Annotated in this window: 23 protein-coding genes; all 23 read left to right on the top strand. The window is 33.7% G+C overall.

All coding sequences use genetic code 11. The features are described from left to right. The first annotated feature begins 352 nt into the window (after positions 1-352). The 23 genes from AAC069_RS17555 to rfbB all read left to right on the top strand — a co-directional run bounded on the left by AAC069_RS17555 (position 353) and on the right by rfbB (position 25605). Complete coding sequence (locus AAC069_RS17555; protein WP_339921740.1) at positions 353-1303, top strand: GDP-L-fucose synthase; 951 nt, start codon at positions 353-355, stop codon at positions 1301-1303. A 138-nt stretch (positions 1304-1441) separates the two neighbouring features. Further along, positions 1442-2527, top strand: a complete 1086-nt coding sequence (gmd, locus tag AAC069_RS17550) for a GDP-mannose 4,6-dehydratase (RefSeq protein ID WP_339921739.1) — start codon at positions 1442-1444, stop codon at positions 2525-2527. A gap of 788 nt (positions 2528-3315) precedes the next feature. Continuing rightward, on the top strand, positions 3316-5730 hold the full coding sequence (locus AAC069_RS17545) for an SLBB domain-containing protein (RefSeq protein WP_339921738.1): 2415 nt from the start codon (positions 3316-3318) through the stop codon (positions 5728-5730). A gap of 115 nt (positions 5731-5845) precedes the next feature. Then, positions 5846-6913 (top strand): Wzz/FepE/Etk N-terminal domain-containing protein, encoded by a 1068-nt coding sequence (locus AAC069_RS17540; protein WP_339921737.1) that lies wholly within the window; start codon positions 5846-5848, stop codon positions 6911-6913. A gap of 15 nt (positions 6914-6928) precedes the next feature. Further along, positions 6929-7912, top strand: coding sequence for an FAD-binding oxidoreductase (locus AAC069_RS17535; RefSeq protein ID WP_339921736.1), 984 nt, complete (start codon positions 6929-6931; stop codon positions 7910-7912). A 12-nt stretch (positions 7913-7924) separates the two neighbouring features. Further along, positions 7925-8701 (top strand): glucose-1-phosphate cytidylyltransferase, encoded by a 777-nt coding sequence (gene rfbF / locus AAC069_RS17530; RefSeq protein ID WP_339921735.1) that lies wholly within the window; start codon positions 7925-7927, stop codon positions 8699-8701. Continuing rightward, positions 8689-9768 carry a CDP-glucose 4,6-dehydratase gene (rfbG, locus tag AAC069_RS17525; protein WP_339921734.1) on the top strand — a complete coding sequence of 360 codons (1080 nt, stop codon included), beginning with the start codon at positions 8689-8691 and terminating at the stop codon, positions 9766-9768. The genes rfbF and rfbG overlap by 13 nt, the downstream gene beginning before the upstream one ends. Positions 9769-9770: 2 nt before the next feature. Then, positions 9771-11096, top strand: coding sequence for a lipopolysaccharide biosynthesis protein RfbH (rfbH, locus tag AAC069_RS17520; RefSeq protein ID WP_339921733.1), 1326 nt, complete (start codon positions 9771-9773; stop codon positions 11094-11096). Between the two features lie 5 nt (positions 11097-11101). Then, complete coding sequence (locus AAC069_RS17515; RefSeq protein WP_339921732.1) at positions 11102-12019, top strand: NAD(P)-dependent oxidoreductase; 918 nt, start codon at positions 11102-11104, stop codon at positions 12017-12019. A 7-nt stretch (positions 12020-12026) separates the two neighbouring features. Continuing rightward, a complete protein-coding gene (locus AAC069_RS17510) occupies positions 12027-13745 on the top strand; it encodes a thiamine pyrophosphate-binding protein (RefSeq protein WP_339921731.1) in 1719 nt (572 codons plus the stop codon). Between the two features lie 257 nt (positions 13746-14002). Continuing rightward, positions 14003-15469 (top strand): flippase, encoded by a 1467-nt coding sequence (locus tag AAC069_RS17505; protein WP_339921730.1) that lies wholly within the window; start codon positions 14003-14005, stop codon positions 15467-15469. Further along, complete coding sequence (locus tag AAC069_RS17500) at positions 15469-16287, top strand: glycosyltransferase (RefSeq protein ID WP_339921729.1); 819 nt, start codon at positions 15469-15471, stop codon at positions 16285-16287. The genes AAC069_RS17505 and AAC069_RS17500 overlap by 1 nt, the downstream gene beginning before the upstream one ends. After that, entirely contained in the window at positions 16287-16895 is a 609-nt protein-coding gene (locus AAC069_RS17495) for an acyltransferase (protein WP_339921728.1), read from the top strand. The genes AAC069_RS17500 and AAC069_RS17495 overlap by 1 nt, the downstream gene beginning before the upstream one ends. Before the next feature lies 1 nt (position 16896). Continuing rightward, positions 16897-17634: a glycosyltransferase family 2 protein gene (locus tag AAC069_RS17490; protein WP_339921727.1), complete on the top strand. Its 738-nt coding sequence runs from the start codon at positions 16897-16899 to the stop codon at positions 17632-17634. 8 nt (positions 17635-17642) lie between these two features. After that, positions 17643-18476, top strand: a complete 834-nt coding sequence (locus AAC069_RS17485; RefSeq protein ID WP_339921726.1) for a glycosyltransferase family 2 protein — start codon at positions 17643-17645, stop codon at positions 18474-18476. Then, positions 18477-19637, top strand: coding sequence for an O-antigen polymerase (locus AAC069_RS17480; RefSeq protein WP_339921725.1), 1161 nt, complete (start codon positions 18477-18479; stop codon positions 19635-19637). Between the two features lie 20 nt (positions 19638-19657). Further along, positions 19658-20734, top strand: coding sequence for a glycosyltransferase family 1 protein (locus AAC069_RS17475; RefSeq protein ID WP_339921724.1), 1077 nt, complete (start codon positions 19658-19660; stop codon positions 20732-20734). Between the two features lie 3 nt (positions 20735-20737). Further along, complete coding sequence (locus AAC069_RS17470) at positions 20738-21487, top strand: glycosyltransferase family 2 protein (protein ID WP_339921723.1); 750 nt, start codon at positions 20738-20740, stop codon at positions 21485-21487. Between the two features lie 155 nt (positions 21488-21642). Continuing rightward, the gene (locus AAC069_RS17465; RefSeq protein WP_339921721.1) at positions 21643-22026 is read left to right on the top strand and encodes a hypothetical protein; all 384 of its coding nucleotides are present in this window, start codon (positions 21643-21645) and stop codon (positions 22024-22026) included. Between the two features lie 206 nt (positions 22027-22232). Beyond that, entirely contained in the window at positions 22233-22781 is a 549-nt protein-coding gene (gene rfbC, locus AAC069_RS17460) for a dTDP-4-dehydrorhamnose 3,5-epimerase (RefSeq protein ID WP_339921720.1), read from the top strand. 457 nt (positions 22782-23238) lie between these two features. Then, the gene (rfbD, locus tag AAC069_RS17455; RefSeq protein WP_339921719.1) at positions 23239-24114 is read left to right on the top strand and encodes a dTDP-4-dehydrorhamnose reductase; all 876 of its coding nucleotides are present in this window, start codon (positions 23239-23241) and stop codon (positions 24112-24114) included. Between the two features lie 13 nt (positions 24115-24127). Then, the gene (locus AAC069_RS17450; protein ID WP_339921718.1) at positions 24128-24517 is read left to right on the top strand and encodes a GxxExxY protein; all 390 of its coding nucleotides are present in this window, start codon (positions 24128-24130) and stop codon (positions 24515-24517) included. Positions 24518-24555: 38 nt separating this feature from the next. Further along, positions 24556-25605, top strand: a complete 1050-nt coding sequence (gene rfbB, locus AAC069_RS17445; RefSeq protein WP_339921717.1) for a dTDP-glucose 4,6-dehydratase — start codon at positions 24556-24558, stop codon at positions 25603-25605. Positions 25606-25862: the final 257 nt, after the last annotated feature.

Below are 25862 nucleotides of genomic sequence, written 5' to 3'. Positions count from 1 at the left end.
TTTAATTTTGAAATGTATAGAGAAGTCGTCATGGTTAGAACAAAGGTTCTCGATACGTTTTTTGCTTCATTATCATTACGCAAAAATCACTCGAACTGACGTTTTGTAGTTTCAGACCGTCACTTCGAGTATTTCAAAATTTTTTAATTTTGAAATGTATCGAGAAGTCGTCATGGTTGAAACAAAAGTTCTCGATACATTTTTTACTTCATTAGCATTACGCAAAAAACCCTCGAACTGACGAATTGTAGTCGAGAAGTCGTGAATTTAAGAACATCGTTTCCAGTTCAAGAGAAATAAATAAAGCATTAACAATCGCATCGAAAACGGTAATATAATTTTTATTATTAAAATGAATAAAGAAGCTAAAATATACATTGCAGGACACCGCGGGATGGTGGGTAGCGCTATCTGGAGGACGCTGACAGCTAAAGGCTACACCAACCTGATTGGAGCCTCAAGCAAGGAATTGGATCTGAGAAACCAACAAGCTGTAAAAGATTTTATTGCTGCCGAAAAACCGGAAGTGATTATTGACGCTGCTGCAAAAGTGGGAGGGATCTTGGCCAACAATGATTTTCCATACCAGTTTATTATGGAAAATATGCAAATCCAAAATAATCTAATCGATACCGCATTACAATCTGGTGTAGAGAAATTTATTTTTCTGGGAAGTTCTTGCATCTATCCAAAACTAGCACCACAACCGCTAAAAGAAGAGTATTTATTGACGGATACTTTGGAACCGACTAACGAATGGTATGCTATTGCAAAAATAACGGGTGTAAAAGCCTGTCAAGCAATCAGAAATCAGTTCGATAAGGATTACGTAAGCTTGATGCCGACAAATCTTTATGGTACTCACGATAATTTTGATTTAACTTCTTCACATGTTTTACCAGCAATGATGCGAAAGTTTCATGAGGCAAAGGAGAATGGAAATACTCCGGTTACTCTTTGGGGTAGCGGAACACCTATGAGAGAATTTTTGTTTGTAGATGATATGGCACAAGCTGTGGTGTTTGCATTAGAAAACACGCTGCCAGATTATTTGTACAACGTAGGAACCGGAGAAGATTTGACCATCAAACAATTGGCTGAAACCATCCAAAAAATAACAGGACACCAAGGAGAAATCATTTGGGATACCACAAAACCGGATGGTACACCTAGGAAATTAATGGATATTTCTAAAATGCATGCCTTGGGATGGAAACATCAAGTGCAATTGGAAGAAGGGATTCAAAAAACTTACAATTGGTTTTTAGAGAATATAGATAGATTTAAGCAAGTGAAGATGTAGAATCGTTTGTCGTTGACCGTCCATCGTTCATCGTCCAACGCTTTTTGAGCAACGAGCAACGAAAAACGATTCACGTTTTTCAAACGAACAACGAACAACGAACAACGAACATCAAACATCGAATAACGAACAACGAATATGAGCACAACACAAAAAGTAGCACTAGTAACAGGAATTACAGGTCAAGATGGATCTTATTTAGCGGAATTATTATTAGAAAAAGGATATATGGTTCATGGGGTAAAACGCCGTGCATCGTCTTTTAATACGCAACGTATCGATCATATCTATCAAGATCAACATGAAGTGCATGTTAATTTTAAATTGCATTATGGTGATTTGACCGATTCTACTAATATTATAAGAATTATTCAGGAAGTACAGCCTGATGAAATCTATAATTTAGGTGCAATGTCTCATGTAAAAGTGTCTTTTGATTCTCCAGAATATGTTGCTAATGTAGATGGATTAGGAACCTTGAGAATTCTTGAGGCTGTTCGAATTTTAGGCTTAGGAAAAAAAACAAGAGTGTATCAAGCTTCTACTTCTGAATTGTATGGAGGATTGGCAGAGAATAAAAATGCAGCAGGTTTTTATGATGAAAACTCTCCTTTCTACCCACGTTCTCCGTATGGAGCGGCTAAGATTTATGGTTTTTGGATTACTAAGAATTACCGTGAGGCGTATAATATGTTTGCTTGTAATGGTATTCTTTTCAATCATGAATCTCCTCGACGTGGGGAGACTTTTGTAACACGTAAAATCACTATGGCGGTTGCTGCTATTGCTAAAGGAAAGCAAGATTGTTTGTACTTAGGAAACTTGAACTCTCAAAGAGACTGGGGACATGCTAAGGATTACGTAGAGGCTATGTGGAGAATTTTACAACAAGAAGTTCCAGAAGATTATGTAATCGCAACAGGTGTGACTACTTATATAAGAGATTTCGTGATCATGGCTTTCGCTGAGGTAGGCGTTACGCTAACTTTTGAAGGAGAACAAGAAAATGAAACAGCTACCGTTGCTGCTTGTTCTAATCCTTTATACCAGATAGCAATAGGTACAGTTGTACTTAGAGTTGATCCAGAGTATTACCGTCCAACTGAAGTTGATCTATTGATTGGAGATCCTACGAAGTCAAAAACACAATTGGGATGGAAACCACAATACGATTTAGCGGCTATGGTTAAAGAGATGGTGGCGAGTGATTTGAAATTGTATTAGGTTGAAAAATAGTATTTAAGCTGCAATTGCTGTGCTGCTTTGAATTATTTTGAGTAGTTGGTTTAATTGTTAAAAAAGTTTAACTGCTTAGGAAAAGTTTAATTGTTTTAGGAAAAGGTTAACTGGTTAGTAAAGGTTAACTGTTTAGGAAAAGTTTAATTGTTTAAAAAAAAGTTTAATCGGTTAAGAAAAACTTAATCGATTAACCATTAGTTCGATTTACCAATTACCCTTTCGAACAGCAATTAACTAGTTAAACAAATAACCGATTAAACAATTCATCGAAAACAGGATGCTTAGGTACAATTAAACAGTTAACCAATTAAACGATTCACAGATTCGTTTGGCAAAAGCACATAATAAGAAGAATAGTTTCTGTTGATATATTGGTTTTAAGTATCACTAAATTAGGTGATTTTTCAAAAATTAAGGATGGGGGTAATTGCCAATACAGTTAGTTGACTTTTAATTGATTAGTTCTTGTTGCTTTTGGAGATACAGTTTTCAGTTGGATTAAAAACTATTTTTAAATTTAGAATTTGAAATTTTTAGGACTACATTTGCTGGCAGAAGCACTTTTTGAAGAAGGCAGACTTCTGTTTTGAAGATAAGCATTTATTGAAATTTCGTGAACCAATTATGGGAGTCACTGAGGCGAAGCCTTTTTTGACTAACACTATTTTTGTTGTTTTTTAGTTAAAAAACAAATAGAACATTTGTAAAAAAAGGAATCGGTTAGGAGCTAATTTAATTTTTAATCGAATTTAACTGGATTATATAAAATAAATATGAAAAAAATAATAATTACCTTTTTCTTCTTGTTTGCCATTTTTCAGACAAACACTGTAATAGCACAAGATTTGTTGAAAAGTAGCGATTTAAGTACGCTTAAAGTCGATAATTTATCGGATGCTGAGGTGGCGACTATCAAAACGCAATTGCAGGCTAATAACTCGACTATCGATCAAGTAGAACCTATGGCTTTGGCCAAAGGAATGTCTTCGGCCGAGTTCGCTAAATTAAAATTGAGATTAGCGGCAACTACAACTAATAGCGCAATTAAGATGAACGCTGATGATTCCTCCGGGGAATATAGTAGAACCCAAGAGAAAATTGTTAACTCAAAAGTAAAAGATGGGCAAAGCTCATTAGTTTTTGGATCGGAACTGTTTGACAATCCAACCTTGAATTTCGAACCCAATCTAAAATTGGCAACTCCAGTAAACTATATCTTGGGTCCTGGTGATGAATTACAAGTTAGCGTTTATGGAGTACAGGAATACAATGCGAGTATTCCCGTATCAGTGGAAGGGAAAGTTTCAATTCAGTACGTGGGAGAAATCTCCGTTTCAGGAATGAGTATTGAAGCAGCAACACAAAAAATAAAAGGGGCGATGGCCAAGGTCTATAGTACTATTGGGTCAGGACAATCTCAAGTTGCTGTAAGTTTAAGTCGCATCAGAACGATTCGAGTAACTATAATAGGGAGCAAGCAGCCTGGGAATTATTCCATCTCTTCTTTGGCAACGGTCTATAACGCCTTGTTCTTGGGAGGAGGTCCCGGTAAAAACGAAAGTTATAGAAACATCGAATTGATTCGCAACAATAAAATATATACCAAAGTCGATCTCTATAAATTTTTGGTCAATGGGGATCAGTCGGAAAACGTAGGTTTAAAAGACAATGACGTTATTCGGATTCCAGCATACAATCAAAGGGTTACTTTAGAAGGTCAAGTAAAGCGTCCTGGAATTTTCGAAATGAAACCGGGAGAGACTTTTTCTGATTTATTATCATTTGCCTCAGGATTCAATGAGTTTGCCTATACGGCATCAGTAAATGTACTTCAGAAAACGGCTAAAGAATATAAAGTACAAGATGTCAAGGCATCTGAATTCAATAGTTATAGACCGCTTTCTGGCGATGTGTTTAGAGTAACTAAAATATTAAATCGATTTGAAAACCGAATCAAAATTGACGGGGCCGTTTTTAGACCTGATACTTATTCTTTCTATGAAGGCATGCGTGTTTCCGATTTGATTGCCAAAGCGGACGGTTTAAAAGAAGATGCCTATAGCAAAAGAGCAAGAATCATTCGACTGAAATCTGACTTGACAACAGAAATCGTCAACGTTAATTTGGAGAAAGCTTTAGAAGGAGATCTCGAAGCCGATATTGCTTTGAATAAAGAGGATGTGGTAACGGTTTATTCCATTTTGGATTTTACCGAAGAATATAAGATAACAATCGACGGTGAAATCAAAAATCCGGGTGTATATAATTATCAGGAAGGTTTGACTTTGAATGATTTACTAGTACAGGCCGGAGGGTTGACAGGTTCAGCATCTAAAAGGGTAGAAGTGGCTAGAATGATTATGTCTGAGGAAATTGACGATAGCAATCCAAACAAGGCGGAATTGTTTAATATTGAAATTACTCCCGATAACAATGAACAAGCAGTTAATTTTTCGTTGTATCCATTTGATGTGGTAAATATCCGTAAGATGGCGGTGTATGAAAAGCCAGAGATGGTTACTATTAGTGGTGCTGTGAATTATGCGGGGAAATATGTTTTGGCTAACAAGAAAGCGAAAGTATATGATATTGTAAAGAGAGCAGGAGGTTTGACTTCAGTTGCTAATATAGAAGGTGTTAAAATAAAACGGCCAATTCAAGGCAAGCAAATTGAAGCTATTGAAAGTATAGATTTGAATTTGGGTACAAAAGATAGTATTCAAAATAAGTTAAAGAAAAAATTAAAAGAAGATTTGAAATATGCCATTATACCTGTGGACTGGCAGTCTATAGTGAAGAACCAGGATAGTAATACAAACGTAACTCTATTTCCTGGTGATGAAATTGAAGTGGCAGCCTTTAATGAAGGGGTCAAAGTGACAGGGAATGTTTTGTTGACTTCGGAGATTCCTTATGATAAAGGCAAAGGCTTTAGATATTATTTAGATGCAGTAGGTGGTGTTGATGCCAAAGGCTGGAAGAAAAAGGCTTATATCATTTATCCTAACGGTAAGGCTGATGTAGCTAGCTCCTTCTTGTTTTTCAGGAACTATCCTAAGGTTACTCCAGGATCGCAAATTATTGTACCTGAAAAACCGGAAGTCAAAAAGATGAGTACTGGAGAATTTGTTAGTATAGCAGGGGTTTTGGCCAGTTTGGCCGGAGTAATCATAGCGATATTGAGATAGTTTAGTCGTCTTTCGTTTAGCGTACATCGGTTTGTGAAAAACGTAAAGCATTTTTCACTTGAACAACGAACAACGAACAACGAACAACGAACAACGAACAACGAACAACGAATATATGAACGAACAAAATACTAGCGACGAAATATCGTTGAAGGAATTACTTCAAAAAGTCAAGGAATGGTATAACTATCTACTTTCACAATGGAAAATCATTGTGCTGGCCGGAATCATAGGGGCAACAATTGGTTTGGCTTATTCCTTTATTAAAAAACCGGTTTATACGGCGACTTTGTCTTTTGCATTGGAAGATGAAAAAAGTGGAGGCGGATTGGGAGGTGCTTTGGGTTTAGCCAGTTCGTTTGGGATAGACCTAGGCGGAGGAGGCGGAAGTATTTTTACAGGCTCGAATTTGACGGAACTGTTTAAGTCACGATCTATGGTGGAGCAGACGTTGTTAAGTCCCATTACACTTGAAGGGAAAAGTATTTCTTTGGCTGAAATGTACATTCAAAATCAAGGATGGCGTGAGCAATGGAATGCCAATGTTAAATATAAAAGTATTCAGTTTTTACCTCAAGGGGATCGAAAAACCTACACAAGAGTGCAAGACAGTATTATGGGCGTGATGTATCAAAATATATCCCAAGGTGGATTAGCTGTTGGACAAAGAGATAAGAAAGTGGCAATTGTCAGTATTGATGTAGTCTCAAATAATGAATTGTTTGCCAAGTATTTTTGTGAAGCCTTAGTTAAAGAAGTCTCTGATTTTTATATCGATACGAAAAGCAAGAAATCCCGGGAAAACATGTTGATATTGGAGCGTCAAACAGATTCCATTCGTCGTGAGCTAAATGGAGCCATTACAGGCGTGGCAGTCGCCAATGACAATACTTTTGGATTGAACCCGGCGATGAATGTACGTCGTGCTCCTTCGGCAAGAAGGCAAGTCGATGTGCAGGCGAATACGGCGATATTAACCGAATTAGTTAAACAATCGGAATTAGCGAAAGTGACTTTACGCAAGGAAACGCCTTTGATTCAGATTATAGACAAACCTATTTTGCCTTTGACAAAAGAACGTTTTGGAAAAGCGAAAGGTATTGTATTGGGAGGGTTTTTAGCTGGGTTTTTGGTGGTCTTTGGATTGATAATAAGACGAGTTTTGAAACAGCTTAATCAATAATTATAATTTAATAATATGTTTCAAGTTTCTTTAAAAAATGACATTAGTTTTTATTGCGAGGATAATGATACGATCTTAGTTGGTGCCCAGAAACAGAACGTCAGCTTAAATTATAGTTGCCAAACAGGGAGATGTCAATCATGTAAAGCAAAAGTTATTAAAGGTAGTTCGATTTCTGAAATTGAAGAAATTGGTCTTAGTGAGGGAAGCAAAAAAGAGGGTTATATTCTTACTTGTGTTCGAAAGCCAACTTCTGATTTGATTTTAGATATTGAGGATTTAAGTGATTATAAGCTTGAATCTATAAAAACACTGCCTTCTAAAATTAATAAAATAACTAAAATTTCAGCAGATGTTATAGAATTGGAGTTAAGAACTCCGCCTCAATCAACATTTAATTATTTGCCGGGGCAATATATTAATTTTATTAAAAACGATTATAAAAGAAGTTATTCTATCGCGAATTCTAATAAATCTTCAAATCTTATTTTTTTCATAAAAAGATATCAAGGCGGTCTGTTTAGCAATTATCTGTTTAACGAAGCAAAAGTGAATGACTTACTAAGGATAGAAGGCCCTATTGGAACTTTTTTCTTGAGAAATACGGATAAAAGTAATATTATATTTTTGGCAACAGGCACAGGAATCGCTCCTGTAAAGGCAATTTTGGAACAAATGAATGAGGATAATACAGGAGTTCTGGCTAAAAACATCTTCCTTTTTTTTGGCGGTAGATTTTCAGAAGATTTATTTTGGAGACCGGAGTTCAGTAATATAAACGTGAATTTTATTCCAGTTTTAAGTAAAAAGGCACAAGATTGGGATGGTTCTACTGGATACGTTCAAGACATCCTTGTTTCTAAATCAATTAATTTATCGGATGCCGTAGTTTACGCTTGCGGATCTGAAAATATGATAAACGATTCTAATAAATTATTAATGCAAAATGGATTATCTGAGGATTCATTTTATTCGGATGCATTTGTTAGTACGAAATAAATATAAATATATATGAAGGCAGTAATTCTCGCAGGTGGTTTAGGAACTCGTTTAAGTGAAGAAACAGTATCCAAACCAAAACCAATGGTTGAAATTGGAGGAAAACCTATTTTATGGCATATAATGAAAACGTATTCCCATTATGGAATAAATGACTTTATAATTTGTTGTGGGTATAAAGGCTATGTGATTAAGGAATATTTTGAGAATTACTTTTTGCATCAATCAGATGTTACTTTCAATATGAGAGATAATAAAATGATTGTTCATGAAGAAAGAGCTGAGCCTTGGTCCATAACTTTAGTAGATACCGGTGATGACTCAATGACTGGAGGACGACTCAAGAGAGTAGCTCCCTATTTGAAAGAAGATGAGAGTTTTTGCTTTACTTATGGTGATGGAGTTGCAGATGTCGACATCAAAGCATTATTAGAATTTCACAAGTCGCATGGGAAAGATGCTACGCTTACTGCTACCTATCCTCCAGGTAGATTTGGAGCATTAGATATAGTAGATGGTGAAGTAAGGCAGTTTCAAGAAAAACCAAGAGGAGACGGGGCTTTGATCAATGGAGGTTTTTTTGTTTTGTCACCTAAGGTGATTGATCGAATTGCTGGTGATGATACAGTGTGGGAACAGGGTCCTTTAAAAGGATTGGCTTCAGATAATCAACTGATGGCCTTCAAACATGAAGGGTTTTGGCAACCAATGGATACATTAAGAGATAAAGTACACTTAGAAGAGTTATGGGATACTAATCAAGCACCTTGGAGATTATGGAAGGATTAGAAGGCAAAGTAAATTCAGAATTTTGGAAAAACAAAAGAGTCTATCTTACGGGTCATACTGGTTTCAAAGGGAGTTGGTTGGCATTGTGGTTACAAGATATGGGTGCAGTTGTAAAAGGCTATTCATTAGCACCTTATACTAATCCCAATTTGTTTGAAGAAGCTTCTGTCGCCGCAGGCATGCAATCAGAGATAGGGGATATTCGTAACCTAGAGGCCGTTACTAAAAGCATGGTCGATTTTGATCCCGAAATTTTGATACACATGGCGGCACAACCCTTGGTGCGTTTGTCTTATTTAGAACCGGTAGAAACCTATTCGACTAATGTAATGGGTACTATACATGTACTTGAAGCCGCTCGACAATGCACCAGTTTAAAATCGATTGTGGCCATTACAACCGATAAATGTTATGAAAACAAGGAATGGTCGTGGGGCTATCGTGAAAATGAACCTATGGGTGGTCATGACCCTTATAGCAGCAGCAAAGGCTGTTGTGAATTGCTAATAGCTTCTTACAGAAAATCTTTTTTTAATACGCCAAATTGCGCTTCGTTGGCTTCGGTACGTGCTGGTAATGTTATTGGAGGGGGAGATTGGTCTGATGATCGTTTAATTCCGGATATCTTAAGGGCGTTTGAAAAATCAACCCCTGTAATTGTGAGAAATCCGCTTTCTACAAGACCTTGGCAACATGTTTTAGAACCCTTGTCAGGTTATTTGGTATTGGCAGAAGCTTTATATACGCAAGGACGTCAATTTGCCGAAGGCTGGAACTTTGGCCCCAAAGACGAAGATTGTCAATCGGTTGAAAAGATTTTGAATACGATGATTAAAACTTGGGGAGAAAGGGCTTCTTGGGAATTAGATACAAATAGCAGTCCTCATGAAGCTGGTTTTTTGAAATTAGATTGTTCGAAAGCAGCGCAGCAATTGAAATGGGTGCCGCAATGGAATTTAGAATTCACACTAAAATCGATTGTCGAGTGGCACAAAGCTTGGATGAATAACGCCGATATGAAAAAACAATGTTTATTAGAAATAGATTTATATAGCAACAAATTATAATAATGGAAAAGAAAGAACAATTAGAAAATTTGCGAAATGAAATTGCTAGTTTGGTGTCAAAATATGCAGCAATCAATTATGAACCTACTCCTTTTATTCCTGGGGAAACTGTAGTTCCTCCATCGGGGAAATTATTAGGAGAGGGGGAGATGCAAAATATGGTAGCTGCTTCGCTTGATGCGTGGTTAACTACAGGACGATTTAATACCGCCTTTGAAAAAAAACTGGCCGAATTTTTAGGGGTAAAATATTGTTTGTCCGTAAACTCAGGTTCCTCCGCTAATTTAGTAGCATTTAGTACCTTGACTTCGCATAAATTAGGTGATCGGGCCATTAAAAAAGGAGATGAAGTTATTGGTGTTGCTGCGGGTTTTCCTACTACTGTAAATCCTATTGTTCAATTTGGAGCCATTCCTGTATTTGTTGATGTAGACATTACTACGCACAATGTAAATGCGGACTTAATTGAAGCGGCAATTACCCCAAAAACTAAAGCCATCATGCTAGCGCATGCTTTGGGTAACCCGTTTAATCTGAGTAAAGTAACCGAGCTTTGTAAAAAATATAATCTTTGGTTGATAGAAGATACTTGTGATGCGCTTGGAGCAGAATACAACGGACAAAAATGCGGGACATTTGGAGATATAGCAACCTTAAGCTTTTACCCTGCTCACCATATGACCATGGGAGAAGGAGGGGCTGTTTTTATGAATAATCCTGAATTAAAAGCTATTGCCGAATCTTTTAGAGACTGGGGACGTGATTGTTATTGCGCGCCAGGATGTGATAATACCTGCGGCTGTCGTTTTGAGCAAAAACACGGCGAGTTGCCTTATGGTTACGATCACAAATACGTGTACTCTCACTCAGGATATAATTTAAAAATAACTGACATGCAGGCAGCTTGTGGCTTGGCACAGTTAGATAAATTAGATTTTTTCATTGCCAGACGTCGTGAAAATTTCACGTATTTAAAAGAAAAACTACAGTCTTTAAATGATTTTATACATCTGCCTGTAGCTACAGAAAACAGTAATCCATCTTGGTTTGGTTTTCCTATAACTTTAAAAGATAACTGTGGATCGAACAGGGTTGATTTACTGAAATTTTTAGACAATCATAAAATAGGTTCTCGTTTGTTGTTTGCGGGAAATCTAACCAAACAACCTTATTTCAAGGATATCGAGTACAGGGTAGTTGGAGAATTGACGCATACTGATAAAACAATGAATGATACATTCTGGATTGGGGTGCAACCTGCATTAACAAATGATCATTTGGATTTTGTAGTGGAGAAAATGGAAGAGTTTTTTGGTTTGAATTTCTAATATTTATGAAACCAACTATTTTATTAACAGGGGTTACAGGATTTTTAGGTTCTCATATAGCAGAAAATCTTGTTGGCAATGGTATTCAAGTGATTGGATTAAAGCGTAAAAATGCTAATATTTGGAGATGTGAAGGGTTCAAAGATAGAATCATCTGGGTTGATATTGATGAGGACGGATTTTTTAGAGAGGAACTTGAAAAACATTCCTTTGACTCCATCATACACGGGGCTTGGATCGGAGTTGGATCTGATTCAAGAGATAATTGGAATGAACAGTCGAAAAACATACCTTTTTTGCTTTCGTTATTAGATGCTGCAAAAACGGTTGGAGTGAAAAAGTTTGTTTTTTTAGGTTCACAAGCAGAGTATGGTAACATAGGAGGGAAAATTTCAGAGAATCATAACACAAATGCTTTAAATGCATACGGAAGTATAAAATTGGCTTGTCTAGAGATTGTGAAGACATTTTGCGGGATGAACGACATCAATTGGATTTGGTTGCGTTTATTTTCTTTATTTGGTGAGAAAGAAAATCAAAACTGGTTAATTCCCTCTTTAATAAATTCAATGCTGACAAGTAAACAAATGGATTTCACGCCAGGAGAGCAGAAATATGCTTATCTACACGTTAATGATTTTAGCTTAATAATGAGAAAAATTATGACGATGCAGGTACAATCTGGTGTTTATAACATTTCTTCGGATGAAACCAGAACAATTAAATCTATGATTGAAGACATAAGAAATTATGTTAATCCAGAATTCATTTTGAATTTTGGAGCTTTAAAATATAGAGATAGTCAATCCATGCATATGGAGGGAGATATTTTGAAATTATCTGCTCAAATAGGTGAAATTGAATTTACAGATTTCAGTATTGCTATACAGAATACTGTAAACCATTATTTAAAAAATAAATAAATTTCTAATGAAAGTATCTGATTTTATAGCTGAATTTTTAGAAAAAAAGGGGATTAAAAGTGTTTTTGAGTTATCGGGAGGTATGATTACACATATACTCGATTCGTTGAATCAGAAAACAGACATCAATATTATTACGATGCATCACGAACAAGCTGCCGCTTTTGCCGCCGAAGGATATGCAAGAGTTACGGGTTTGCCGGGAATAGCTATGGCTACATCTGGTCCAGGCGCCACTAACTTGTTGACAGGAATTGGCAGTTGTTATTTTGATTCTACTCCCGCTATTTTTATAACAGGTCAAGTGAATAGGCATGAGTTAAAAGGAGACAGAGAAATTCGGCAACTAGGATTTCAAGAAACTGATATTGTTGCTATGGCAACACCTATTACCAAGGCTTGTTTCCAGATTAGCGATCCAGATACCATTCCGGATATTTTTGAGCAAGCTTTTAAACTTGCTTTGGAAGGTAGACCAGGGCCAGTTCTTATTGACATTCCTATGGATGTGCAGCGCATTCAGATAGAAGCTAAATATTTTCAGTCTGAAAGTGTAGAACATTTAGCGATAGATACTATTGTTTTAGAAAAATTAATACATGATATTAAACAGGCAAAAAGACCACTTGTTCTAGCAGGCAGAGGTATTAAAGCGGGCCAATGTCAAAAGCAATTTGACCAGTTTGTTAAGCACACTAAGGTTCCGGTTATTACAACGCTTTTAGGGTTGGACACTATTTCTTTTGATCATTTGCAACGTGTTGGTTTTATAGGGAGTTATGGTAACAGATGGGCAAATATGGCGTTTGGCGAATGTGATTTGTTGGTTGTTTTAGGAAGTAGATTGGATATTAGACAAACCGGAGCTGATACTAAGTATATAGAAAATAGAAGAATTTATCATATTGATTGTGAAAAAGCAGAGATAAATAATCGCGTTAAGGGCTGTGAGGCAATTGTAGCGGATCTAGATCTGTTCTTTACTAAATTTCTAGAATATACCGTTAACTTTTCGTTTGATTTGCCTAATCAGTGGATAAATCATATTAATGATTTAAAAGAAACCTGGCCTGACACAAATGAATTAACTCCGACAGGTATTAATCCAAATGTCTTTATGCATTCGCTTTCCAGCCAATCACAAAAGGCTAAAGTTTATTTGGCGGATGTGGGTAGTCATCAAATGTGGGCTGCTCAATCTTTAGAAATAAACAAAGATCAACATTTTTTAACTTCAGGTGGAATGGGAGCCATGGGTTTTGCGCTTCCAGCAGCTATTGGAGCATGTATTGGATTGAATAGAAGTCCTGTAGTTGTTTTGATAGGTGACGGATGTATGCAACTTAATATCCAAGAATTACAAACTATTGTTCGTAATCAACTTCCAGTTAAAATTATTGTGATGAATAACAGGACATTAGGAATGATACGTCAATTTCAGGATAGTTATTTCGAATCTCGTTACCAATCGACCTATTGGGGGTATGATGCTCCAGACTTTAGGAAAGTAGCTATTGCTTACGGAATCGATGCAATGACAATAGAAAATCCAGAAGAGATTGACGATGCGGTGGAATGGTTATGGAAGGATAAAAACGCTGCTAAACCTCAATTATTACAGGTTATGATAGATCCGCACACTAATACCTATCCTAAGATAGCTTTTGGAAGACCCATTACAGAAATGGAGCCTTTTGCAAAACCAATTGCGATGGAAGCGACTTAGTCTCTATTATTAAAACACTATTAGAATAAATTTTATATGTTGCAAAACTTAACAGACGCTACTCTGCTAAATAGTTTGAGAGAAATGACAAAAAATAAATCTAATGCAGATACTATTATGAATCAATCATTCTGTTTAGGGGTTTGGCCAGGATTTAACGAAATGCATTATGATTATATCGCGGATGTGATTAGAGAATATTTAAATTCATAAAGACATAATAAAATAAGAATAAATTTTTAATTTTCTATAAAAACATGTCTGGATTAAGAAAAAATTTTTTTTATAATGCCATAATTTCTGCATCAGGGATATTATTTCCTTTAATCACCTTTCCTTATGTATCAAGGATATTGGAACCTGAAAATTTCGGATTAGTTTCATTTGCCAATTCTTACATTCAATATTTTATTGTTATATCTACAATTGGAGTTCCTTTTTATGGAATAAGAGAAATTGCAAAAGTAAAAGACGATATTGTAAAAAGATCAAAAATTTTTGCGGAAATAACATTAATACATATAGGATTGACTATTTGCGTACTTGTTGTTTATATTATTAGTATCTTCTATTTGGAAAGATGTAAAAGCAATATTGATTTTTTTTTATGTGGAAGTTTGTTAATATTATCCTATCCTTTATCAATTCACTGGTTTTTTACGGCTATTGAAGATTTTAAATATGTAGCAGTTAGAACGATTATTTTGCAGGTTTTTTTAACTGTATCGGTCTTTATTTTTGTTAGAGAGAAAACAGATTATTTTTTATATTTTGGGTTGTCAGTATTGGGTTCTGTTATAATTGCTTATCTAAATATTTCTCATGGACTTAAATATATTAAATTCAATTTTCTTTGGAAGGATTTGCGTTTCAGGATTCATATTAAACCGCTTTTGTTGATTTTTTTGTTTACAGTTGCAACAAGTTTATATGAACTTTTTGATGTGGTTTTGTTGGGTTTTTTGTCAACAAATGAAGCAGTTAGTTTTTTTACCGTTGCAAGTAGAATTAATAAGATACCGGTTGCAATAATAGGGGTCCTGTCTTCAGTACTGATACCTAGATTGTCATTTGCCGCAGGTCGGGGTGACAAGTTGGAAATGATTAGACTTATTGAAAAATCAATTAATTTTGTATTATTATTTGGTATACCAGCAATAATTGGTATTTATGTACTTTCCCCCGAAATTGTAAGGATTTTGTCTGGGAGATTATTTGAATCTGCAGTTCTAACTACACAAATTTTTTCTCCAACAACGTTGTTATTAGGTTTGATAACAATTTTTATGTTGCAGATACTAATTCCATTGTCTAAAGATAGAGAATTGTTAATTATAGTGTCTATAGCTACGATTGTAAGCTTAGTTTTAAATTTAACATTGATACCTCTGTATAATGAAAATGGAGCTGCTTGGGCTAGTATTTTGACCGAGACATTTGTGTTAATATTTAGTTATTTTGTTGCTAAAAAGCATATTGAAATAAAATTTAATATTAAAAAAATATTTAAAAATATTATACTTTCATCTTTTGTTGTGGTGTTTGCAATTATTTTCCGAAGTACATTTTTAAATGATTTAATAGTTTTTATTGCAAGTTTCTTATCGTTCTTTGTTTCATATTATGTTGTACAAACACATTTTTTCAAAGATGAAATCTTTACTGAAATTAATCTATTTGCAATAAATAAAATAGAAAATATATATAAACAAATTTTTGCGTAATGACTATATCAGCATTTATACCCACTTTTAATGAAGAGAATCGAATTGAAACTACTTTAAAAACATTGCAATGGTGTGATGAAATCGTTGTATTAGATAAAAGTAGTTCAGATATGACTATCGATATTGCAAAAAAATATACTTCTAAGGTATTTGCTATGGATAATTCCATGAAATATGATTCCTCCGAAATGGAGTTGATGTTAGAATATTGCAATTCAGAGTGGATACTTTTATTTACTGCTAGTGATGTTATTCATCCGAAATTAGCATCCGAAATTATGGATGTTATAAAGAATAAGGACTTTCACTTTGATATAATAGATGTTCCATTTCGAAATTTTATTCTTGGGATCGGAGAGTCTTTTTCGCCGTGGTATAGTGTAAGTAAGCCTATACTTATAAAGAAGAGTAAGATTAGGTTAAACTTAACAGGAGTGCATGATGCTATTCATTTTGATTCAAAATTAAGATATAAAATTTCAAGTGATTATTGTATAAATCATTTAACACATGTTTCAGTTGATATGATGATGGACAGACATCTTCGTTATTGGAGAAGTGAAGCTCATGATAGTAGGAAGTCAATTAATAAATCATTAAAAAGTGTTTTCGGTGCTTTTTATGTTGTAATAAGGAGAGGGACTTTTTTTTACGGATATAAGGGAGTAGCTCTAGCATTTGCTTATATTTCATACTTCATGATGTCATTCGTATATAGGTGGGAATTCTTGCATTCACAAGCTAGCCAAAATTATGATAAAATTAGTAGAGACGTATTGGTAGATTGGGATTTACATAATAAAAACAATATTTAATGAGATTTATAATAAAAATTTTGTTTTACATTTATAGGAAGTTAATTTATTATTGTGTTAATCATGTTTGGTTAAGGATAATTAAATGGAGATTTGTAAACCTTAACATAAAAGGTGAAATAAAATTGTATGGGTTTCCCTTATTTGAAATATACGGAGAAACTAGCATTGGCTCAGAAACAGCTTTTATAAGTAGTACAAAATACAATCCTGCAGGATTATTTAAACCTTGTAATATATATGTTGCAAAAGAAGGAGTTCTAAACATAGGTTTAGGGTGCGGATTAAGTGGAGTAACGATTGTGTGTTGGAACAAAATTGACATTGGTGATTATGTAGGTCTTGGTGCAAATGTATCTCTCTGGGATACGGATTTTCATGGGATTAAAAATAGTGAAAGAGTAAATAGTTCATTGGTTAGTACAGGAGCAATAAAAATAGGGAATTATGCCTGGATAGGAGGTAATAGTATTATATTAAAAGGCGTAACAATAGGTGACAGAAGTGTGGTGGGAGCAGGTTCTGTTGTTACAAAAAACATTCCTCAAGATGAAATATGGGCAGGAAATCCTGCGAAATTTATTAGAAAAATTGAAAACAATAATTAAGATGAATTCAGAAAATTTCAATTTTCCTAAGGTATCAATCATTACAGTAGTTTACAATGGTGCTAAGACAATCGAACAAACAATAAAATCAGTACTCAATCAAAGTTATAGTAATATCGAGTATATAATAATTGATGGTGGATCTAATGACGGAACATTAGACATTATCAATAAATATGAATCAAAAATCGATATTATCGTATCAGAACCTGATTATGGGATTTATAACGCTATGAATAAAGGGGTTATGAAATCTAATGGAGTGTTAGTAGGTATAATCAATAGTGATGATTGGTACGATACTACTGCAGTCGAAGTTATTGTAAATGAATATATTAAAAATATGAATTTTGGTGTTTTTCATGGGCTTTTAAGAACATGGAATGGGAATCATTTGTTAAATATTAATGGAACTTCAAAATATGTTCTTAAAAATGATAGTTTGCCGCATCCTTCCACTTTTATAAAAAAGGAAATTTATGAACTCTATGGTCTATATAATGAGAAATACAAATTTGTAGCCGATTATGAATTGTTCTTGAGATTTAACAAAGAAGGAGTTTCTTTTTTATTCATTGAGCAAATAATTGCAAATTTTTCAATCGGTGGTGTTTCTACAATTTCAAATAAATTTTTGTTTGAAAAATTTGATTTACAATATCATTATGGTAATATTTCCTTCTTTAAAAGGATTGTTCTGAAAACTGCTCTCATTATTAGAAACACAATGTTAAAATAAATAATTTAATGACACCTAAAATATCAATAATTATTCCTACTATCAATAGAGTTTTTGAGTTGGAAGAGTTGTTTAATTCACTAACGAAATCTAATAATAAGGATTTTGAGATTTTGGTTATTGATCAAAATTTTGATAATAAATTAGAAGAATTGGTTTCTGCTTTTAAAAAAAAATTTGACCTTAATCATTTTAAAATATTGCCAAAAGGAGCTTCCAATGCAAGAAACTTTGGAATAAGTGTTGCTGTGGGGGATATTTTTTGCTTTCCTGATGATGATTGTAAATTTTTTCCTAATACAATTGATATTGCTTTATTAACATTAGAGGAACAGAAATGTGATGTTGTTTTTGGCAAGTGTATTGATGAACTTGGAAATGACAGTGTTATAAAATGGAATTTGAGATCTGAATTTTTGACAAAAAAGGTACACTCAAGTCATTTTGTAGAAGCTACTATGTTTGCGAAAAGAGAAATAATGACCAATTATCCATATGACGAGGGTTTGGGAGTAGGTACATTTCATGGGGCAGAAGAAGCTTACGACTTGATTTTGAGGCTATTGAGTAAGGATGTGAAAATTTATTATAATAAAGAAATAATATTTTATCATCCTAATAAAGTTTTGAATTATTCTTCGGAGAGTGAAATAAAAAGAGTATTTACTTATAGATGTGGTTTTGCAAAATTATGTTTTAAGCATCAATTTTATTTAAAATATTTTAAAAGAGTAATGCTAGTTACTTTAGCATTGCCATTTTATTTTCTTTTTAATAGACAAAAAGTTCGTTACTATCTTGCGGAATTATTAGGTTTGTTATCTGGAGCAGTTATATTATAAATGAAAAGTGTAATAAAAAATAACGGAATTATTTTAGTGTTTTTATTTTCACAACTAATATTATTCAGCTTAGCTCTTCAAAATGACGATATTATAGGCAATGATTATGAGATTAACAAGGCGTTAAGTTTTCATATTATTATTATTATTTTAGTTTTAGTTGGCTATCTTATAAAGAAGGAAATTGTATTTAGTTATACAAAAAACTTTACTTATAATAATTATTTTAAATTAAATAAAGGTTTTTTTCTTCTCTGCTTGACATTGATAGTAGTGGGTTTATTTACTTCTATATTAACAGTTGGAAGCATTGTATCACCCCAAGAATATTTAGCACAACTGGCATCGAATGATGCAGGTATAGCTGATATTAGACAACAAGCTGGTGATGGAGGTCTTGGAGGGGTTTTTAAAATGTTGAATTATCTCCCATTAGCTGTTTATTTGATAACGTCCTCTTACCTTAATTTTTATAATTTTGAAGAAAATGAAATTAAAAAAATTAAAAAAATCAATGCTATTTCATTATTTGCTTCTTTAGTTAAGGTTTTGTTTTCTTTAGACAGGTTAACTATTATGGCAATTCTTTTAGTTCAAATCTACACCAATCTACTTAAAAAGAAACTTAATGTTAAATTTTTAATTATTGTATTTTGTGTACTGTCTTTGGGGAGTTTTATCACAAGTTCTAGAATGTCAGATTCTAGTTTTTTTGATTTTTTAATTGTTTATTGTAAATTGAGTTTGGTGAATTTCCAGATGGTTATTGATAATCAATCTGATTTTTCATTTGGTTTTCAGACTTTTTTTGCGCCATTATCTTTTATTGCTAAGTTTTTTGGTTTAGATATAGGTGTCCCCGTTCCAAATGTTTGGATTTGGAACCCTGCACAGTATTTTAATTCATATTTATTTATGGACTTTGGCTATTTCTCATTTTTAATATATCCAGTTATGGGTTATTTTATAAATTTAGTAGAAATAAATAAAAGAAGAGGTTCAAGACTCTATACAAGCTTATATTTTGTTCTGATGTTTACTATTGCAACATTTATTTCTGTCCCATTTTTAAGGGGAATGGAATTTTGGGTGTTAATTATAATTTGTTGGTTATTGTCGAAATTTATAAGAAACGAAAAGCTGCACAGGTTTAAGCAATAAAATTAATTCAATAATCTTTTATGAGAGTAATTTTTGATAATATAATTTTTTCACTTCAAAAATCGGGAGGGGTTTCTGTTTATTGGTATGAAGTCATTAATAGAATTTTAAATCAAGAAGAGATACATTCTTTTTTTATAGAAGAAGAAAACAGTAGTAAAAATATTTTTAGAAATAAGTTAAAAATTCAAGAAGTTAATACTTACAATGAAGGCAATAAATTGTCTAAGTTCCTTTCGCGATATAGAGAAATCAATTTTAAAATAAGAGGTGAGATATTTATTTTTCATTCTACATATTACAGGACATTAAGCAGAAGTGTGAAAAGAAAAAATAATGTAAAAGAAATAGTTACTGTACATGATTTTACTTATGAGCATTATGGTAATGGTTTAAAAAAATGGTTACACGCCTATCAGAAGAAAAAAGCAATTCAAGCAGCTGATATTGTAATATGTATATCAGAAAACACCAAAAGGGATCTACTGTATTTCTATCCCATATTTGAAAGTAAAGATATAAGGGTTATATATAATGGAGTTTCTTCTGATTATTTTGTTATTCCAGAATTTAAACACGAAAAGGAGTTCTCTCCCTATTATCTATTTGTTGGGTCAAGAGCTAGCTATAAAAACTTTGATTTTGCTGTAAAAGCTGTAGCTCAGTCAGAAAAATTCATTTTAAAAATTGTTGGTTTTGATTTAAATAGAAATGAATTGCATATGTTGAATGAACTGATGCTTGGGCGTTGGGAATTATTTATAAACATTGAAAATGATGAGCTAAATGAGCTATATAACGGTGCTTATGCATTAATTTATCCTTCCTCTTATGAGGGTTTTGGAATACCTATATTAGAATCTATGAAAGCGGGCTGTCCATTCATAGCTATGAATTCTTCCTCAATTCCGGAAGTTGCTGGTGAAGGCGGGGTTTTGCTAGAAAATCTATGTATTGATGAATTCAATACCGCTGTCGCTAAAATCACAGAAGGAAGAGATTATATGATAGAATTGGGACTGCAACAATCTAAAAATTTTTCGTGGGATAAATGCTATGAAGAAACTTTGAATATATATAAAGATTTATCCATATAAAACATGAAGATTTCAATAATTACAGTCGTATATAATAATGACAAAACAATAAAGGACGCTATTGAGTCAGTCCTTTCGCAGAGTTATCCCAATTTAGAATATGTTATTATAGATGGAGGATCTAAAGATAATACAGTTAACTTAATTAGAGAATTTGAAAATAGGTTGGGTTACTTTATTTCAGAAAAAGACAATGGGCTGTATGATGCAATGAATAAAGGTATTAGAGCTACCACAGGTGATGTTATTGGCATTTTGAATTCAGATGATTTGTATCAGGATTCTAATGTTATTGAGGCTGTTATGGAACAATTTAATAATGATCCTGAATTGGATATATTGTACGGTGATTTGGTATATGTAAAGAGTTATGATACCAATAAAGTTGTTAGGAATTGGAAATCAAAAGATTATTATAATAATTTTTTTGAAAATGCTAATGTCCCTCCTCATCCTTCATTATTTGTTAAGAAAGAGGTTTACAATAAAGCTGGATTATTTGACTTAGATTATAAAATAGCTGCTGATTATGAATTTATGTTGAGGGTATTTAAAAAACACAATTTTAATTCAAAATATTTTAACAGGTTAGTTGTTAGAATGAGACTTGGGGGCGCATCCAATGCTAGTTTTTCAAGTATAATAAAACAAAATAAAGAAGTATTAAATGCTTGGAAAAAAAATAATTTAAAAAAACCTTTTTATTTAATTCCATTAAGAGTTTATAAAAAATTAAGTCAATTTATAAAATAGTTTGTAGGTGATAATCTCACACCTTATTTCCCAAACTATTTTGATATTAGAGTCATTTCAAGAAAGAGAAAACTTGATACTTAGTTATATTCAGAGGCTTCTATATTTATATTTATGAGCACTGTGAAAGCTGTAGCCGATAAAGTTGATGAAATTTGACAGAAAAGACTATTCCAAATCCCAAAACTCATTATGGAATTGCTAAGCATCAAGCAGAAGAATATATTTTAAGTAAAAAACTTCCTGAGGGAAAAAGACTCTATATACTAAGACCTTGTTTGATACATGGTTCGGGAAATAAAGGTAACCTTAATCTGTTGTATAAATTAGTAGATAAAGGTTTGCCTTGGCCATTAGGAGCTTTTGATAACAAACGTTCTTTTTTAAGTATTGAAAATCTTTGTTTTGTTATCAAGGAATTGTTGGGAAACACTACTATACCTTCAGGAGCTTATCAAGTGGCAGATGATAAGTCTTTATCCACAAATGAATTAATTCAGTTGTTGGGTGTAAGTTTGGGTAAAAAAAAACAATTTTAAATATTCCGTGCTCTTGGATTAAAGGGGTTGCGAGACTTGGTGATTACTTGCATTTACCACTCAATTCTGAACGTTTACAAAAATTAACCGAGAATTATGCAGTCAGTAATAATAAAATTGTCGGCGCTATTGGTAAACCTTTACCGGCAGGATCAAAAGAAGGTTTGTTAAAAACCTTTGGATCATTTCAAAAATAAAAACATACAATGATAGTTGAAAAAACATTTATAGAAGATTTAGTGATTATAGCTCCCAGGGTTTTTGAAGACTCTAGGGGATTCTTTTTTGAAGCTTACAATCAGGCTAAATTCAATGAAAATGGGATTAATTATCAATTTATTCAGGACAATCAGTCTTTTTCCAAAAGAGGGGTGATTAGAGGATTGCATTTGCAAATCAAACCTTTTGCCCAAGCTAAATTGGTGAGAGTGTTAGAAGGAGAAATTTTGGATGTGGCGGTGGATTTACGTAAAAACTCACCTACTTATGGGCAGCAGTTTAGTATCGTTTTAAGCTCTGCGAATAAAAAACAAATATTGGTGCCACATGGTTTTGCACACGGTTTTTCTGTTTTGAGTGAAACAGCTTCTGTGATGTACAAAGTAGATCAATTGTATCACAAAGATAGTGAAAGAGGGATTCGTTATGATGATCCCACTTTGGCAATTGATTGGCAAGTAAGCCCTGATGTCGTTATCGTTTCTGAAAAGGATTTGATATTGCCGAGTTTTGCCGAAATTGATTGGGAGTTTTGAAAAATGTTTAAATGTTTAGCTGTTTAACCGTTTAACTGTTTAAGGTTGGGGCGGGGGTAGGTATTAATACTTAACCACAAAATTCGCAAAGTTATCGCTAATAATGGGGGGCGTGGCTGCTTTCAGGATCACTTAGCGCATTTCTTTTTCTTTTGCCTTGATGCAAAAGAAACAAAAGATCAAGCCTGAAAATTCAAAACTTAAAAACTACCTCAAAACTATGTTCCGCAGCCCGAGCCGTTCGCCTTTCAGGCTCAACTCGCGGACTGCTACCACGCCGTTTTATCGTCGTTTTTTGACATTTTTAATTTAAGGGCGGGGTTAGGAGTTTTCGGTTATGAGTAGATGTGCGATAAACGCAATATGACTGTGAGAAGGAGTAATCAGTATTCAGTGATTAGTTGTTTGAGGTTAGCGTACTAGAAGTGTGTTTGAAATTGAAACTATTAAAAATTAAATGAAAAAAATTTTAGTAACAGGAGCCACTGGACAGTTGGGCTCAGAGTTGAAAGTGTTGTCAGAAAACTATTGGCAATATGAATGGGTTTTCGCGGATAGAACTCAAATTTCATTGGATCATTTGTCTAAGTTGAAAATTCAATTGGAGTTAATTCGTCCAAATTTCATATTAAATTGTGGTGCTTATACTGCTGTGGATAAAGCAGAGTCGGAACCGGAATTAGCTGACATTGTCAATCATCAGGCAGTTAAAATAATAGCGCAGTATGCGAATGACAATCAAGCTAAACTAATTCATATCTCTACGGATTATGTTTTTGATGGTACCTCTTCAATTGCCTTGACTGAAGATGCGCTTAATAATCCTATCAATGTATATGGCGCTACGAAACGTGCTGGAGAGTTAGCTGCTTTGGCTGTTAATCCTGATGTTTTAATTATTAGAACGTCATGGGTGTACAGTCGTTTTGGGAATAATTTTGTTAAAACAATGCAACGTTTGTTGCAAGAACGGGATACTGTTAGTGTGGTAAATGATCAAGTAGGTTCACCCACTTATGCTGCTGATTTAGCAAAAGCTATGATGGACATCATATCTGCTCAAGAATGGATTCCAGGTATTTATAATTATTCAAATGAAGGTGAAATCAGTTGGTACGAATTTGTTTTGGCGATTCAAGAGATTGGTGGGTATACTTGTGATGTAAAAGGAATTCCTTCGGCATCTTATCCTACCCCTGCAAAACGTCCTGCTTTTTCTTTATTGGATAAATCCAAGATTAAAGCCGTCTATGAAATAGTTGTTCCTGATTATACGGATAGTTTGAGAAAATGTATGGAATTACTAATTAATTCGAATTTTAAACGAATTTAAACGAATTATACGAATGGATTCCAATAATAAAATACTTTATAAAGAAGAAAGCTTTAAAATTATTGGGGCTTGTATGAAAGTACATCGTTCATTGGGTACAGGATTCTTGGAAGCAGTTTATGAGGAAGTGCTGGAGAAAGAGTTTCTAATTCAAAATATTCCATTTAAAAGACAGCTGAAATTAGAATTGTATTATGAAAATGAGAAATTGAAAAAACAGTATAGAGCAGACTTTGTTTGTTATGATGCTATTATTTTGGAGATAAAATCGGTGTCTCATATTCCAAATACATTTTATGCACAGTTGAAAAATTATTTAAAATGTACAAAAATGGAGTTAGGGATGTTGATTAATTTTGGGATGCCTTCGTTGTTTTATAAAAGAATAATAAATATGAATTAATTAGTGGCATTTGCATTAATTCGAAAAATTAGAAATAAATGAAAAAAATAGTAATCACAGGTGGTGCTGGATTTATTGGATCCCACGTAGTACGCCTTTTTGTTAAAAAATACCCGCAATACCAAATATTCAATTTGGATGCCTTGACCTATGCTGGGAATTTGGAGAATATAGTTGATATTGAGTCAGCACCCAATTATACTTTTATAAAAGGAGATATTGTAGATGCTCCATTTATAGATGCTTTGTTTGCAGAACATCAGTTTGACGGTGTTTTACATTTGGCTGCCGAATCCCATGTAGATCGTTCTATTACTGATCCGTTATCGTTTGTGAAAACAAATGTAATAGGAACAATGAATTTGTTAAATGCTGCCAAAACTATTTGGAATGGTAATTACGAAGGAAAACGTTTTTATCACATTAGTACTGATGAGGTGTATGGTAGTTTAGGTGCTGAAGGTTTGTTTACAGAGACTACTGCTTATGACCCCAATTCACCCTATTCGGCGTCTAAAGCTAGTTCCGATCATTTTGTTCGTGCTTATGGTGAAACTTACGGTTTGCCTTACGTTTTGACTAATTGCTCTAATAATTATGGCCCTTTTCATTTTCCTGAAAAGTTAATTCCTTTGTTTATCAATAATATCATTCAAAACAAACCTTTGCCTGTTTATGGGGATGGGAAATATACTCGTGATTGGTTGTTTGTAGAAGATCATGCCGTTGCCATTGATTTGGTTTTTCATGAAGGTGTAAACCACGATACCTATAATATTGGAGGGTTTAATGAATGGCAAAATATTGATTTGGTGAAGTTGCTTTGCAAAATCATGGATGAGAAATTAGGAAGAACTACTGGTACATCAGAACAATTGATTTCGTATGTGAAAGACCGTCCAGGACATGATTTGCGATACGCCATTGATGCTAGTAAGATTAATAAAGAGTTGGGGTGGAAGCCTTCGGTTACTTTTGAGCAAGGGTTAGAAAGAACGGTAAATTGGTATTTAGAAAATCAGACTTGGTTGAATAATATTACTTCGGGGGAGTATGCTACGTATTATGAGAAGCAATACGCGAATTGAAAACGAATTTAAAGCGAATTATCCGAATTTCACTAATGGATGCTAGCAATGAGGTTTTGTTTAAAACTAGAAATTAAGGATTTGTTAATTTTCTTTTAGCTCACTGTACTTTTTTTGTTAGTGGCGTTTGCTTCGCCTGTTCGCTTCGCTCGGGTGTCTGAATCTTCCAGCGGGGTTAGGAGTGGTATGAAGAGCGTTTATGTTATTATTATTATTATTATTTCTGAAGAACAATCTTTTCTTTTGCCTTGATGCAA

The sequence above is a fragment of the uncultured Flavobacterium sp. genome (genome assembly GCF_963974175.1).
In the GTDB taxonomy this organism is placed as follows: domain Bacteria; phylum Bacteroidota; class Bacteroidia; order Flavobacteriales; family Flavobacteriaceae; genus Flavobacterium.
Note: the sequence above shows the minus strand (reverse complement) of the source record. Positions and strands in the feature narration are given on the sequence as shown.

Coding starts and splice junctions, on each gene's coding strand:
- AAC069_RS17555 (WP_339921740.1), top strand. CDS start 353: ATGAATAAAGAAGCTAAAATATACATTGCAGGACACCGCGGGATGGTG.
- gmd (WP_339921739.1), top strand. CDS start 1,442: ATGAGCACAACACAAAAAGTAGCACTAGTAACAGGAATTACAGGTCAA.
- AAC069_RS17545 (WP_339921738.1), top strand. CDS start 3,316: ATGAAAAAAATAATAATTACCTTTTTCTTCTTGTTTGCCATTTTTCAG.
- AAC069_RS17540 (WP_339921737.1), top strand. CDS start 5,846: ATGAACGAACAAAATACTAGCGACGAAATATCGTTGAAGGAATTACTT.
- AAC069_RS17535 (WP_339921736.1), top strand. CDS start 6,929: ATGTTTCAAGTTTCTTTAAAAAATGACATTAGTTTTTATTGCGAGGAT.
- rfbF (WP_339921735.1), top strand. CDS start 7,925: ATGAAGGCAGTAATTCTCGCAGGTGGTTTAGGAACTCGTTTAAGTGAA.
- rfbG (WP_339921734.1), top strand. CDS start 8,689: ATGGAAGGATTAGAAGGCAAAGTAAATTCAGAATTTTGGAAAAACAAA.
- rfbH (WP_339921733.1), top strand. CDS start 9,771: ATGGAAAAGAAAGAACAATTAGAAAATTTGCGAAATGAAATTGCTAGT.
- AAC069_RS17515 (WP_339921732.1), top strand. CDS start 11,102: ATGAAACCAACTATTTTATTAACAGGGGTTACAGGATTTTTAGGTTCT.
- AAC069_RS17510 (WP_339921731.1), top strand. CDS start 12,027: ATGAAAGTATCTGATTTTATAGCTGAATTTTTAGAAAAAAAGGGGATT.
- AAC069_RS17505 (WP_339921730.1), top strand. CDS start 14,003: ATGTCTGGATTAAGAAAAAATTTTTTTTATAATGCCATAATTTCTGCA.
- AAC069_RS17500 (WP_339921729.1), top strand. CDS start 15,469: ATGACTATATCAGCATTTATACCCACTTTTAATGAAGAGAATCGAATT.
- AAC069_RS17495 (WP_339921728.1), top strand. CDS start 16,287: ATGAGATTTATAATAAAAATTTTGTTTTACATTTATAGGAAGTTAATT.
- AAC069_RS17490 (WP_339921727.1), top strand. CDS start 16,897: ATGAATTCAGAAAATTTCAATTTTCCTAAGGTATCAATCATTACAGTA.
- AAC069_RS17485 (WP_339921726.1), top strand. CDS start 17,643: ATGACACCTAAAATATCAATAATTATTCCTACTATCAATAGAGTTTTT.
- AAC069_RS17480 (WP_339921725.1), top strand. CDS start 18,477: ATGAAAAGTGTAATAAAAAATAACGGAATTATTTTAGTGTTTTTATTT.
- AAC069_RS17475 (WP_339921724.1), top strand. CDS start 19,658: ATGAGAGTAATTTTTGATAATATAATTTTTTCACTTCAAAAATCGGGA.
- AAC069_RS17470 (WP_339921723.1), top strand. CDS start 20,738: ATGAAGATTTCAATAATTACAGTCGTATATAATAATGACAAAACAATA.
- rfbC (WP_339921720.1), top strand. CDS start 22,233: ATGATAGTTGAAAAAACATTTATAGAAGATTTAGTGATTATAGCTCCC.
- rfbD (WP_339921719.1), top strand. CDS start 23,239: ATGAAAAAAATTTTAGTAACAGGAGCCACTGGACAGTTGGGCTCAGAG.
- AAC069_RS17450 (WP_339921718.1), top strand. CDS start 24,128: ATGGATTCCAATAATAAAATACTTTATAAAGAAGAAAGCTTTAAAATT.
- rfbB (WP_339921717.1), top strand. CDS start 24,556: ATGAAAAAAATAGTAATCACAGGTGGTGCTGGATTTATTGGATCCCAC.